A 13,064-nucleotide genomic window follows, 5' to 3' on the forward strand; every position below is an offset into this window, starting at 1 on the left:
CCGGCCTCCGACATCAGGCGCCTTTCGCCCAAAGACCTGGGTCCCGGCTTTCGCCGGGATGAGCGGAGTGGGGTAGCAATCATCTGTCCTCTTGCGGGGGCGGGTGAAAGCGTGAAGGGTCGAGGCATGATCGCCTCCCGTTCGCGCCTCTTCGCCGCCTCCCTGACCGTTCTCGCCCTGGCCATGGCCGGGCAGGCTGCGGCCCAGCAAATGCCCACACCGACCACGCCGGCTCAGGACGGCCCGACCGCCATGCCGCCGGCCGTCATCGTGGAGCCGGGGCCTCCCGCTTCGGGCCAGGACGCCGCGCCCGATCCCTTCATCATCATCACCGATACCCCGGTCACGCCGCCCATCCCTGCGGTCTGGGCGCCGATCCCCACGAACGCCGAGGGCCGCAGCGCCTATGGTCTGTATCTGGCGGGCAAGCTGGCCCTGATGCAGGGCGAGGGCGCGACCGGCTCGGACTATCTGGCCCAGGCCGAGCAACTGGTTCCCGAACAGCCGCGCGTGCGCGAACAGGCCTTCACCTCGGCCCTGCTGACCGGCGATCTGGACGTGGCGGCGGCGCTGGCGCCCACCGATGCGACGGCCTCGCCCGCCTTCGTCGAGGGCGGACGCCTGGTCCGGCTGGTTCAGGACTTCGTGCGCGGCGACGCCAGGACGCCCAACGCCGCCCTGGCCCAGCAACCCATCGGCGCCCCCCATGCCCGCGCCGGCCTGCTGGTCGCGCCGTGGATCGCGGCGGCGGCCGGGGACTGGAGCCGCGCGCTTCAGCCCGCGCCGATCAGCGGCGATCCCCTGACCCTGGCCTTCGCCCGGATGAACCGCGCCGCCCTGCTGGAAAAGCGCCGCGACTATGCCGAGGCCGAGGTGGAGCTGAAGGCCGCCGCCGACGTGGCCGGTGTCGGAGCCCTGTTCAAACGCCCCTATGGCGAGTTCATGGAACGGCGCGGCCGTCGCGACGACGCCATCGCCCTGTATGAAGCCGCGATCGCGGTTCAGCCGGTCGATCCCGGCGTCGTCCGCGCGTTGCAGCGGGTGCGCGACGGCGGCCGGCCCCCGGTCCTGCCCGACTTCCGCGAAGGCGCGGCGCAGGGCCTGATCACCGCCGCCGCCCAGGCCTCGGCCGAACGCGGCAATGAGTTCGCCGCCGTCTATCTGCGGCTCGCCCAGAACCTGCACGATGACGACGAGACCGAGTTCCAACTGGCCCAGGTCCTGTCGCGCGCCGGCCTGAAGTCGGCCGCCCGCAGCGCCCTGTCGCGCGTCGGAACCGACGATCCCCAACTCTACGCCGCCGCCCGCGCCCAGCTGGCCATCGCGCTGGAAGAGGACGGCCAGTCGGACAACGCCCTGGCCGAACTGCGGCGCGCCGCCGCCGCCAGCCCCGACGACCGCCGCATCGCCCTGGTCCTGGCGGGGCAGTTGATGCAGCTGAAACAGCATGACGAGGCGCTGACCCTGCTGGACGGGCCGGTGCTGAACACCGCTGATCAGGGCGCCAGCGTCCACTTCCTGCGCGGCGCCGCGTATGAGGCCCTGGGCCGCACGCCCGAGGCCGAGGCCGAGCTATGGGCCGCCCTCCAGACCGCGCCCAACGACGCCGACATGCTGAACTATCTGGGGTATCTGTGGGTCGACAAGGGCCTGCGGGTCCAGGAGGGCGCCGAGATGATCGCCCGCGCCCATGCGCTGGAGCCCGACAACGGCAACATCCAGGACTCGCTGGGCTGGGCTCAGTTCAAACAGGGCCAGTTCGAAACCGCCGTCGACACCTTGGAGCAGGCCGTCGACAAGGAGCCCGCCAACGCCGAGATCAACGACCACCTCGGCGACGCCTATTGGCGGGTGGGCCGCGAACGCGAGGCCGTCTGGCTGTGGAACCGCGTCCTGGTGCTGGAGCCGGAACCCGAACGCCGGGCCGATGTCGAGCGCAAGATCGCCAATGGGCTGGACGGCGCCGCGCCTGCGCTGGGCGTCTCTCAATAGTTTCCATGCTTGTGCTGACCGCCCTGGCTCCGGCCAAGATCAACCTGTTCCTGCATGTCGGGGCGGTGGACGCCGACGGCTATCACCCTCTGTCCAGCCTGGTCGCCTTCGCCGATGTGGGCGATCAGGTTTCTGTCGAGCCGGCCGACAGCCTGTCCCTCGATTTGACCGGGCCGTTCGGCGAGGCGCTGGGCGCTGCGCCCGACAATCTGATCCTGCGCGCGCTTCGGCGCCTGGGCGAAGTCGCGGGAACGGGCGAACCTAGGCTGAAGGTGACGTTGGACAAGCGTCTGCCCATCGCGGCCGGGTTGGGCGGCGGGTCGTCCGACGCGGGGGCGGTGCTGAAGCTGGCGCGTCAGGCCCTGTCGCTGGACATCGACGACGCGGCGCTGGAAGCGGTCGCCGGCGTCGTCGGCGCGGACGGCCCCATGTGTCTGCGCATGCGCACCGCCTGGGCCGAGGGCAGGGGAGATGTGCTGACCGACGAGCCGCGCCTGCCGCCGCTGGCGGCCGTCCTGTTCAACCCCGGCGTCCCGTCGCCGACCGGCGCCGTCTATCGGGCCTATGACGCCGTGCCGGTGCGTTCGGCCGACCGACCGGATCCGCCACACGACTGGTCCGTCGCCGCGGTCATCGACTGGCTGTCGGTTCAGCGTAACGACCTCCAGTCCCCCGCGCTGGCCCTGACGCCCGCCATCGCGGACGCCCTCGCCTCTGTCTCCGCCACGCCCCAAGTCGCCCTGACCCGCATGTCCGGCTCGGGTGCGACGGTGTTCGGCCTGTATCCCACCGAGGCAGCGGCACAGGCGGCGGCGCGAGCGCTCGCCGCCGCTCATCCCCACGCCTGGGTCACAGCAACGCGCCTGGCCGTTCAGTAGCGTTCGAGCTTTGTGGCCGAATACTGGCCATTCGCCCTGTGGAACGCCGATATCGCCAAGGTCTCGCCTTGATCATCACAATCGTTACGAATTGTTTCGACACCTCGGAACCAGATCACGGTGTTCTGATTTGAGTCCGCAGTTCCGATGACTGGAACGGGTCGCCGCTCCCCTCATGGCGATCCTCAAACAGAAAAAGGATACCGTCATGCTTCGTGCAAAACTGCTTGCCGCAACCGCCGTGGTCACCCTGATGGCCGCTCCCGCCTTCGCGCAGGACGTCACCCCGCCAACCTCGCCCGCCCCGGCCGAGGCCCCGGTGCCGCAGAGTGATCCCTCCATGCCTGCCGCGCCCGCGTCGTCGTCGCCGGCCGCTGAAGCCGCAGCGCCGGCTGCGACGGATGTCGCCCAGGCCGCCACGCCGGCCGCCGGCGAGACCGTGGTCGACAAGCTGAAAGCGAGCGGCCAGTTCACCACCCTTCTGGCGGCCCTCGATGCGGCCCAACTGACCGACACCCTGGCGACGCGCCCGGCCATTTCGATCTTCGCCCCGACCGACGCGGCCTTCGCCGCCCTGCCGGAGGCCGACCGCACGCGTCTGATGGATCCGGCCAACGCCGCCGAACTGCGTCAGCTGCTGCTCTATCACGTCATCGTCGCCGACGTGACGCCCGACCAGATCATGGGCAAGAAGGGCGGCGTGCCGACCGCCGCCGAGAGCCAGGTTCTGCTGGACGGCACCGGCTCGGCCATCAAGGCTGACGGCGCGACCGTGGTCAGCGCTGAGCTGGACGCCTCGAACGGCGCCATCTTCCCGATCGACCAAGTCCTGAACCCGGCGAACTCCATGGCCGCCATGGGCGATGAAGAGGCCGCCGCCCCGGCTGAAGCCGCTACTCCGGCTGAAGAGGCGGCACCTGCAGAAGCCGCCGCCCCGGCTGAAGAGGCCGCTCCGGCCGCTCCGGCGACGGCCCCGACGGGTGAGCCGGCTGCTGCGACCACCACCACGGCCTCGCCCCCGGTCGCCAACCCGACCGATGGTCAGGTCGATACCTCGGCCACGCCCCCGGTCGATGCGGCCGATCCCGCCGCTGACGGCGGCGACGAAGCCAACCCGACTCCCCAATAAGTTGGGGCGATAATACGGGTCACCCACGCGCTCGCTTGGTAGCGTGTTGAAGCGGAAGGCGGCGGGCCCTATGGTCCGCCGTCTTTTTTGCACCCCTCCCCACGAGCCCGATTTGACCACCTCGACCGAGCCGCTCGCGTTTCAGGACCTGATCCTGACGCTCCACCGCTACTGGGGCGAGCAGGGCTGCGCCATTCTTCAGCCCTATGATATCGAGGTCGGGGCCGGCACGCTGCACCCCGCCACCGTCCTGCGCGCGCTCGGCCCCAAGCCGTGGAAGGCCGCCTATGTCCAGCCCAGCCGCCGCCCCGGCGACGGCCGCTATGGCGAGAACCCCAACCGTCTCCAACACTATTACCAATACCAGGTCATTCTGAAGCCGAACCCGGACAATCTTCAGGAACTGTATCTCGGCTCGCTGGCGGCGATCGGCATCGATCCGAAGCTGCACGACATCCGCTTCGTCGAGGACGACTGGGAGAACCCGACCGTCGGGGCCTGGGGCCTGGGCTGGGAGGTCTGGTGCGACGGGATGGAGGTGACGCAGTTCACCTATTTCCAGGGCGTTGGCGGCATCGAGGTCGATGTGGTCTCAGGCGAGCTGACCTACGGGCTGGAGCGTCTGGCCATGTATGTCCAGGGCGTGGACAACGTCTACGATCTCAAGTTCACCAAAGAAGGCCTGACCTATGGCGAGGTCTTCCTGGAGAACGAGCGCCAGCAGTCCGAGGCCAACTTCCACGGCTATGACGTGGACGGGCTGAAGCGCCGGTTCGAGGACATGGTCGCCGAGGTTTCGCGCCTGCTCGACATGCGCGGCCCGCAAAACCAGCCCCTGGTCCTGCCCGCCTATGACCAGGTGCTGAAGGCCAGCCACCTGTTCAACCTGATGGACGCCCGCGGCGCCATCGCCGTCGCCGAACGCCAGAGCTACATCGGCCACATCCGCGACCTCTGCAAAGCCTGCGCCCTGGCCTATGTCGAAAATGAAAAGGCCGCGTCGTGAGCACTGTTTCTGGAATCCTCTCCTTCGATCTGGCCGACATCAATCTGGAGCAGCACCCCGGCGAGGCGATCTCGCTGTTCTCCAGCGGCCGTGTGGAAATCGAAGGCCAGGAGTCGTGGGCCGAGGTTCGCATCGTCCGCCCCGCCGATGATCTCAGCAGCCATCTGACTGCCCAGCCCGGCGGCTGGCGCGGCGTGGTCGTGGTCAGCGACAAGTGGTTCGGCATCCTGCAGAACGCCTTTTTGGCCCCGCGCCCCTTCCTGCTGAACATCGCCTTCAGCGCAGAGCCGGGTGCGGCCGACGCGCCGCTGGCCCTGCGGGACGTCGCCCTTACCCTGATGCGGTCTGCCGCCACGACCGAAGAGTCCGCCGACTGATGCCCCAACTTCTTCTCGAAATCTTCTCCGAAGAAATCCCCGCCCGAATGCAGCAGGGCGCCGCGCGCGACCTGGAGCGCATGGTCTCCGACCGGCTGAAGGCCGCCGGCCTGACCTGGGACGCGCTGACGACCTATGCCGGTCCTCGCCGTCTGACCCTGGTGATCGACGGCTTGCCCGTCGCCACGCCCGACCGCGAGGAAGAGGTCAAGGGCCCGCGCGCCTCGGCCCCGGAACAGGCGCTGGAAGGCTTCCTGCGCAAGACCGGCCTGACCCGCGATCAACTGACCGAGCGCGACGGCGTCCTGTTCGCCGTCCTGTCGTCCAAGGGCCGCGCCACGACCGATCTGGTCGCGGAGACGGTGGACCATGTCGTCCGCACCTTCCCCTGGCCCAAGTCGATGCGCTGGGGCTCCGGAACCCTGCGCTGGGTCCGTCCGATCAAGCGCATCCTGTGCATCTTCGACGGCAAGGTCGTGCCGTTCGAGATCGACGGCATCCCATCCGATGCGATCACCGAGGGCCACCGCTTCATGGGCTCGGGCCAGCCGCTGAAGGTCAGCGACTTCGTCGACTACCGCGCCCAACTGGAAAAGAATTTCGTCCTGATCGACGCAGCCGACCGCAAGCTGCGCATTCTGGAACAGGCCAAGGCCGCCTGCGCCGCGCGGGGTCTCGCCTTGGTCGATGACGACGGCCTGCTGGACGAGGTGGCGGGTCTCGCCGAATGGCCGACCCCGATCCTGGGCGACATGGACCCGCAGTTCCTGGCCCTGCCGCCCGAGGTCGTGCGCCTGTCGATGAAGGTGCATCAGAAGTATTTCGCCGTCCGCGATCCGTCAAAAGACGGCCTGGCCCCGAACTTCCTGGTCGTCGCCAATGTCGAGGCCACCGACGGCGGCAAGGCCCTGGCCGCCGGCAACAGCCGCGTCCTGTCCGCCCGTCTGAACGACGCCCGCTTCTTCTGGGATGAGGACCAGAAGGTCGGCTTCGACGCCTGGAACGCCAAACTGTCCGGCGTCACTTTCCACGCCAAACTGGGCACGCTGGCCGAACGCGTCGAGCGCATCGCGGCGCTTGCCCGCGAAATCGCGCCCCTGGTCGGCGCCGACGCCGACGAAGCCGAGATGGCGGCGCGCCTGTCCAAGGCCGACCTGCTGTCGGGCATGGTCAGCGAGTTCCCGGAACTGCAGGGGATCATGGGCGGCTATTACGCCCGCCTCGCCGGTCACTCCGACGCCGTGGCCGACGCCGTCCGCGACCACTACAAGCCGCAAGGCCCCGCCGACACGGTTCCGACCGCGCCCGTCACCGTCGCCGTCGCCCTGGCCGATAAGCTGGACACCCTGGTCGGCTTCTTCGCCATCGACGAAAAGCCCACAGGATCGAAGGACCCGTTCGCGCTGCGGAGAGCGGCGTTGGGTGTGATCCGGTTGATGCTGGAGAACGGTGTCCGGGTGAGCATTGAACGACAGTCAATTCATGCTGGCCGCCGTTTGATGGCTCAATTGCTAAACTCGGCCGAAGCGCACGTGAGCGGACGTTTGGACTTCCTGCGCTCAACTGGTGACTTGTCGGACGACGGTTTGTTGCAGCAGCTAACCGCGTTGTCGGCAAAGGCTGCCGGCTTGTTGGGCGTCCAAACTGTTGACCAGACGCCGCCCGTTGAATGGGAACTACAACGTAGCTCTGGTTTGATGGCCTTCTTCGCCGACCGCCTGACCGTACTCCTGCGCGACCGGGGGCAGCGCCACGACCTTGTCGCCGCCGTCTTCGCCCTGGGCGACGACGACCTCGTTCGCATCGTGCGCCGCGTGGAAGCGCTGGCCGCCTTCCTCGCCACGGACGATGGGGCCAATCTGTTGGCCGGCTACAAGCGCGCCTCCAACATCCTGCGCGCCGAGGAGAAGAAGGGGCCTGTCCCGACCGGCATGGTCCAGACCGGCCTGCCGAACCAGCCCGAGCCCGAGACCGTCCTGGCCTTCGCCGTCGGCGCCGCCCGCACCGCCGTCGAGGCCGCGCTGGAAACCGAGGACTTCGCCGCCGCCATGACGGCCCTGGCCCGGCTGCGGGCGCCGGTGGACCGGTTCTTCGAGGACGTGTTGGTCAACTCCGACGTCCCCGCCGAACGCGACAACCGCCTGAAGCTGCTGGGCCAAGTGCGCGACGTGATGGGCCGGGTGGCGGACTTCGGTCAGATCGCGGGCTGATCCTTCACCTCCCCGTCGGCGAAGGCCGACGGGGAGGACAGGCGATCGCGTCAGCGAGCGCCAGGTGGGGGCGACGGGGGTGTCTGAAGCTGTCGTGGTCATCACCATTGTCGGAATCGCCCCCTCCTGATCGCTGCGCGATCTGTCCTCCCCACGCGCCTTCGCGCGCGGGGAGGTGAGGCGGCGCGGCCTCTCCGGGCGAGCTGTCAAGAAACCGGTTACCCCCTCACGCATTGTTACATCCGCCATGGTCAAGCCGGTTCCTCCGCGCTAGATCGTGCTGCATGTGCGAGCGGGGGCAACCTGCCGGACGATCCGAAAAGCTCAGGGACTGCAATATGACCAAGTGGGTGTACGGCTTCGGCGGAGGCTCCGCCGACGGCGACGCGTCGATGAAGAACCTTCTCGGGGGCAAGGGCGCCAATCTGGCGGAAATGTCTTCGCTGGGTCTGCCGGTCCCGCCGGGCTTCACCGTCACCACCGAGGTCTGCACCCACTATTACGCCAACGGCGAGACCTATCCCGCCGATCTCGAAGCCCAGGTGAAGGCCGCGCTGGATCAGGTCGAGGGCATCGTCGGCAAGACGTTCGGCGATGTGAACAACCCGCTGCTGGTCTCGGTCCGCTCGGGCGCGCGGGCCTCGATGCCGGGCATGATGGACACCGTCCTGAACCTGGGTCTGAACGACCAGACGGTCGAGGGTCTGGCCACACTGTCGGGCGACCGCCGCTTTGCGTTCGACAGCTATCGCCGTTTCATCACCATGTATTCGAACGTGGTGCTGGGCCTCAGCCACGACGATTTCGAAGAGGTGCTGGACCAGCACAAGGACCGGCTGGGCGTCACCGTCGACACCGACCTGAAGGCCGAGGACTGGCAGAAGGTGGTCGCCGACTACAAGGCCGTGGTCGAGCGTGAGCTGGGCCATCCCTTCCCGCAGGATCCCAAGGACCAGCTGTGGGGCGCCGTGGGCGCCGTCTTCGCCAGCTGGATGAACGACCGGGCCAAATTCTATCGCCGCATGCACGACATCCCCGAGAGCTGGGGTACGGCCGTCAGCGTCCAGTCGATGGTGTTCGGCAACATGGGCGAGACCTCGGCCACCGGCGTGGCCTTCACCCGCAACCCTTCGACTGGCGAGGCGCGCCTGTACGGCGAGTTCCTGATCAACGCCCAGGGCGAGGACGTGGTCGCGGGCATCCGTACGCCGCAGTCCCTGACCAAGATCGGCCGCGAGGAGATGGGCGAGACCGCTCCCTCAATGGAAGAGGCCATGCCCGAGGTGTTCGGTCAGTTCGTCACGGTGGTGAACACCCTGGAGAGCCATTACCGCGACATGCAGGACATCGAGTTCACGGTCGAACAGGGCCGGCTCTGGATGCTGCAGACCCGCAACGGCAAGCGCACGGCCAAGTCGGCGCTGAAGATCGCCGTGGACCTGGCGGCCGAGGGCGTGATCACCCAGGAGGAGGCCATCAGCCGGGTCGAGCCGTCGGCGCTGGACCAGCTGCTTCACCCGACGCTGGACCCCGATGCCGCCCGCACCGTGGTCGCCGCCGGCCTGCCGGCCTCGCCCGGCGCGGCGACGGGCAAGATCGTCTTCGACGCCGACGAGGCCGAACGCATGTCCGGCCTGGGCGAGGCGGTCATCCTGGTGCGCGAGGAAACCAGCCCTGAGGACATTCACGGCATGCATGCGGCGCGCGGCATCGTTACGGCCCGCGGCGGCATGACCAGCCACGCCGCCGTCGTGGCGCGCGGCATGGGGCGGGCCTGCGTCTCCGGCGCCGGCGAGATTCACATCGACGAGGCCAAGGGCACCTTCACCGCGCGCGGCCGCACCTTCAAGACCGGCGAGATCATCACCATCGACGGCTCGAAGGGCGAGGTGCTGGACGGCGCCGTGCCGATGATCGAGCCCGAACTGACCGGCGACTTCCAGACCCTGATGGCCTGGGCCGACAAGGTGCGCCGCCTGAAGGTGCGCGCCAACGCCGAGACGCCGCTGGACGCCAAGACCGCGCGCGGTTTCGGCGCCGAGGGCATCGGCCTGTGCCGCACCGAGCACATGTTCTTCGACGACACCCGGATCGCCGCCGTGCGCGAAATGATCCTGGCCGACGACGAGGCCGGGCGCCGCACGGCCCTGGCCAAGATCGCGCCGTTCCAGAAGTCGGACTTCGTCGAACTGTTCGAGATCATGGCCGGCCTGCCGGTCACGGTGCGCCTGCTGGACCCGCCGCTGCACGAGTTCATTCCCCATACCGAGGAAGACATTGACGCCCTGGCCGCCTCTTCGGGCATCGACGCCGACAAGCTGAAGCGTCGCGCCAAGGAGCTGCACGAGACCAACCCCATGCTGGGCCACCGCGGCTGCCGCCTGGGCGTCGCCTATCCCGAAATTTACGAGATGCAGGTCCGCGCCATCATCGAGGCGGCGCTGGAGGTTCAGAAGACGTCGGGTCAGGCCCCGCTGCCGGAGATCATGCACCCGCTGGTCGCCCTGGGTCTGGAAATGAAGTTCCTGCGCGAACTGACCGACCGCACCGCCAAGGCCGTGTTCGAGGAAACGGGCGAGAGCATCGACTATCTGGTCGGCACCATGATCGAACTGCCGCGCGCCGCCATCCGCGCGGGGGATTTGGCCGAATACGCCCAGTTCTTCAGCTTCGGCACCAATGACCTGACCCAGACGACCTTCGGCATCAGCCGCGACGACTCGGGGCGGTTCCTGCAGGCCTATCTGGACAAGGGCATCTTCGAGACCGATCCGTTCGTGCGTCTGGATCAGGACGGCGTCGGCGGTCTGATCGAGATCGCGGCCGAGCGGGGACGCGCGGTGCGGCCCGAGGTCAAGCTGGGCATCTGCGGCGAACATGGCGGGGATCCGTCGTCGATCGCCTTCTGCGAGAAGGCCGGTCTGGATTACGTCTCCTGCTCGCCCTACCGCGTGCCCATCGCGCGGTTGGCGGCGGCGCAGGCGGCGCTGAACGTGGAACGCGAAAAGGACCGCTAGGCCTTCTGCACAGCAGGATCATGAAAAGGGCGGCCTCTACAGAGGCCGCCCTTTTTCTTTGTCACAAAACCGCCAACCTTGGCGGAACGACGTATGTGTCCCTGCGTCCACAGGCATTCGTAGTGTTTCGCAGCCTCTGGAACAGATGAAGCCCTGACCTATTTAAGCTGTCGCTGGATGGGGCTGATGATCGGTTTGGTCATCACATCTAGGAGTTAATAAGAAACAATGCGTAACATTCTTCTCGCCGCCGTCGCCGTTTCCGCAATCGCTGCTCCAGCCTTTGCTCAAACCAATCCCGAGCCGCGCGGTTACGGCTCGCTGGGCTACACTCATCTTGAAGGCGACGCTGCAACGACGGGCGCCGTTACGGGTCGTCTGGGCGTAAACCTGAACCGTTACATCGCCGTCGAGACTGAAGCCTCGGTCGGTGTGAAGGACGACGACTTCACCGCTGCGGGCGTCGATGGCTCGATCAAGCATGAGTGGGACGCCGCCGGTTATGTGGTCGGCAAATATCCGGTGGGCGACAAGCTGGAGCTGTTTGCGCGCGGCGGCTACGGCCACACCGAGCTGAAGCAGGAGTTCCCGGGCGCCAACACCGACGTGGGCGGCGACAGCTGGAACTACGGCGCCGGCGCCAACTACTACCTGGATGGCGTGAACGGTGTGCGGGCCGACTGGACGCGTCGCGACTACCGTGACGATGCGGGCGAGGCCGACGCCTATTCGGTCAGCTACATCCGTCGCTTCTGATCTTTAGGGTCAGCTAGAACGACGAAGGCGCGCTCCGTAAGGGGCGCGCCTTTCGCGTTCAGGACAATGATGTCAGGCGAAGTCGCCCGCGAGGGCCCAGCGCTGCGAGCCTTCGCCGAACGGACGCACGAACCAGTCGCGGTACTGTTCGAAGGTCTCGATGATCTTCTGGCGCAGATCGGGCGGATTCACCGCCTCGCCGCGCTGACGTTTCATCGCCGCGACGCAATCGACCACCATATTCTGGTGGGCCGAACCGCCCATGCTCTTCAGCACGGCGGCGATATCCTTGGCCAAGCTTTCCAGCACCTGCTTCGGTGTCATGTGAGCCATCTGGGAGATCCCCTGTTCTCGACAATCGAATGCGTTGCAAAATACTGTGACAGTTTCAAGCGTGACGGCGCAAGAATCATCATGGATGGGAATTAACCTGACATAACGCGGGTCACGCGCTTTGGTTCTCTTAAGGGAGAAACCATGAAGAATTTCGATCCGGCGGTCGCCACGGCCCAGTGGCTCGCGACCCTGTCGCCTCAAGAGACGGCCCGCGCCGTCGCCTATACCCACGGATCGCACTGGCTGATCCTGTGGAGTTTCCTGGTTTCGGCCCTGGTCGCCTGGATCATCGTGCGCACCGGCCTACTGGTCGCCATTCGCAGCCGGATCGAGCGCCGCCGTCGCCGGCCGCTGATGGCCAGTTTCGCCGTCGCCCTGGTCTATTCGGTCATGAGCTGGGTTCTGACCCTGCCGTGGTCGATCTATGAAAGCTGGTATCGCGAGAAACAGTATGGCCTGAGCAGCCAGGCCCTGGGCGGCTGGCTGGGCGAGGCGGCGATCGGGGCGGCCATCTCGGTCGTCGTGACCGCGCTGCTGCTGGTCGCCATCTACGCCCTGATCCGGCGCGCGCGAAAGTTGTGGTGGGCCTGGGCGTCCGGGGTGACGGCGGCCTTCATCGTCATCGGCCTGGTGATCTCGCCCCTGGTGATCGAGCCGATCTTCAACACCTATACGCCTGCGCCGAACGGCCCGGTGCGCGACGCCGTCGTGGCGCTGGCCAAACAGACCGGCACGCCGTCGGACAAGATCTTCATCTACGACGGCTCCAAACAGTCCGACCGCTACACCGCCAACGTCTCGGGCCTGTTCGGCACGGCGCGCGTGGCGATGAGCGACACTATGTTCAAACAGAACGCGGACCTGGCCGAGGTGCGCGGCGTCGTCGGCCATGAAATGGGCCACTATGTTCACGCCCATGTCCTTTGGATGGTCGGGGTGTTGGTGCTTCTGTCGGCCCTGGCCTTCTGGCTGACGGATCGGCTTTATCCGCTGGCGCATCGCCTGCTGAGGGCAGATCGGGTGGGCGACATCGCCGATCCCGCCGGCCTGCCGGTGCTGGCCCTGGTCCTGGCCTTCCTGGGCGTGCTCGCCACCCCGGTTTTCGCCACGATGACGCGGACGATGGAGGAAGACGCCGACCAGTTCTCGCTGGTCCACGCCAATGAACCCGACGGCCTGGCCAAGGCCCTGATCAAGACCGCCGAATACCGCGCCCCGTCGCCCTCGGCGGTCGAGGAGTTCCTGTTCTACGATCACCCCAGCGTCGAGAACCGCGTCCGTCGGGCGATGGAATGGAAGGCGACGCATTCGCCGGGGCAACCGCCCAGGCCGTGAGGCATTGAAGGCTCCGCCATCCAGCGGA

10 protein-coding genes are annotated in these 13,064 nt (G+C 67.4%); 9 read left to right on the plus strand and 1 reads right to left on the minus strand.

Annotated elements, in window-relative coordinates; genetic code table 11:
- Positions 1 to 126 precede the first annotated feature (126 nt).
- The 8 genes from EGY25_RS10630 (at position 127) to EGY25_RS10665 (ending at position 11,365) form a co-directional block, all read left to right on the plus strand.
- Positions 127 to 1,992: a tetratricopeptide repeat protein gene (locus EGY25_RS10630; RefSeq protein WP_135194937.1), complete on the plus strand. Its 1,866-nt coding sequence runs from the start codon at positions 127 to 129 to the stop codon at positions 1,990 to 1,992.
- Between the two features lie 5 nt (positions 1,993 to 1,997).
- Positions 1,998 to 2,870, plus strand: a complete 873-nt coding sequence (locus tag EGY25_RS10635) for a 4-(cytidine 5'-diphospho)-2-C-methyl-D-erythritol kinase (RefSeq protein WP_135194938.1) — start codon at positions 1,998 to 2,000, stop codon at positions 2,868 to 2,870.
- 208 nt (positions 2,871 to 3,078) lie between these two features.
- Complete coding sequence (locus tag EGY25_RS10640) at positions 3,079 to 3,999, plus strand: fasciclin domain-containing protein (protein ID WP_135194939.1); 921 nt, start codon at positions 3,079 to 3,081, stop codon at positions 3,997 to 3,999.
- Between the two features lie 112 nt (positions 4,000 to 4,111).
- Positions 4,112 to 5,005, plus strand: a complete 894-nt coding sequence (locus EGY25_RS10645) for a glycine--tRNA ligase subunit alpha (RefSeq protein WP_432417372.1) — start codon at positions 4,112 to 4,114, stop codon at positions 5,003 to 5,005.
- Entirely contained in the window at positions 5,002 to 5,382 is a 381-nt protein-coding gene (locus EGY25_RS10650; RefSeq protein ID WP_135194941.1) for a hypothetical protein, read from the plus strand. The genes EGY25_RS10645 and EGY25_RS10650 overlap by 4 nt, the downstream gene beginning before the upstream one ends.
- Positions 5,382 to 7,592: a glycine--tRNA ligase subunit beta gene (gene glyS / locus EGY25_RS10655; RefSeq protein WP_135194942.1), complete on the plus strand. Its 2,211-nt coding sequence runs from the start codon at positions 5,382 to 5,384 to the stop codon at positions 7,590 to 7,592. The genes EGY25_RS10650 and glyS overlap by 1 nt, the downstream gene beginning before the upstream one ends.
- 338 nt (positions 7,593 to 7,930) lie before the next feature.
- Positions 7,931 to 10,609, plus strand: a complete 2,679-nt coding sequence (gene ppdK / locus EGY25_RS10660; RefSeq protein ID WP_135194943.1) for a pyruvate, phosphate dikinase — start codon at positions 7,931 to 7,933, stop codon at positions 10,607 to 10,609.
- Positions 10,610 to 10,837: 228 nt separating this feature from the next.
- The gene (locus EGY25_RS10665; RefSeq protein ID WP_135194944.1) at positions 10,838 to 11,365 is read left to right on the plus strand and encodes a porin family protein; all 528 of its coding nucleotides are present in this window, start codon (positions 10,838 to 10,840) and stop codon (positions 11,363 to 11,365) included.
- Between the two features lie 72 nt (positions 11,366 to 11,437).
- Here EGY25_RS10665 and EGY25_RS10670 read toward each other — a convergent pair whose 3' ends face one another.
- The gene (locus EGY25_RS10670) at positions 11,438 to 11,698 is read right to left on the minus strand and encodes a hypothetical protein (RefSeq protein ID WP_135194945.1); all 261 of its coding nucleotides are present in this window, start codon (positions 11,696 to 11,698) and stop codon (positions 11,438 to 11,440) included.
- 144 nt (positions 11,699 to 11,842) lie between these two features.
- Here EGY25_RS10670 and EGY25_RS10675 point away from each other — a divergent pair, with 144 nt between their 5' ends.
- On the plus strand, positions 11,843 to 13,036 hold the full coding sequence (locus EGY25_RS10675) for a M48 family metallopeptidase (protein ID WP_135194946.1): 1,194 nt from the start codon (positions 11,843 to 11,845) through the stop codon (positions 13,034 to 13,036).
- The last annotated feature ends 28 nt before the right edge of the window (positions 13,037 to 13,064 follow it).

The organism is Brevundimonas intermedia (assembly GCF_004614235.1).
Lineage (GTDB): Bacteria > Pseudomonadota > Alphaproteobacteria > Caulobacterales > Caulobacteraceae > Brevundimonas > Brevundimonas intermedia_A.

Excerpts from the sequence above, each read along its gene's own strand:
- EGY25_RS10675 (WP_135194946.1), top strand. The coding sequence starts at position 11,843 with ATGAAGAATTTCGATCCGGCGGTCGCCACGGCCCAGTGGCTCGCGACC.
- EGY25_RS10640 (WP_135194939.1), top strand. The coding sequence starts at position 3,079 with ATGCTTCGTGCAAAACTGCTTGCCGCAACCGCCGTGGTCACCCTGATG.
- EGY25_RS10665 (WP_135194944.1), top strand. The coding sequence starts at position 10,838 with ATGCGTAACATTCTTCTCGCCGCCGTCGCCGTTTCCGCAATCGCTGCT.
- EGY25_RS10630 (WP_135194937.1), top strand. The coding sequence starts at position 127 with ATGATCGCCTCCCGTTCGCGCCTCTTCGCCGCCTCCCTGACCGTTCTC.
- EGY25_RS10635 (WP_135194938.1), top strand. The coding sequence starts at position 1,998 with ATGCTTGTGCTGACCGCCCTGGCTCCGGCCAAGATCAACCTGTTCCTG.
- ppdK (WP_135194943.1), top strand. The coding sequence starts at position 7,931 with ATGACCAAGTGGGTGTACGGCTTCGGCGGAGGCTCCGCCGACGGCGAC.
- glyS (WP_135194942.1), top strand. The coding sequence starts at position 5,382 with ATGCCCCAACTTCTTCTCGAAATCTTCTCCGAAGAAATCCCCGCCCGA.
- EGY25_RS10670 (WP_135194945.1), bottom strand. The coding sequence starts at position 11,698 with ATGGCTCACATGACACCGAAGCAGGTGCTGGAAAGCTTGGCCAAGGAT.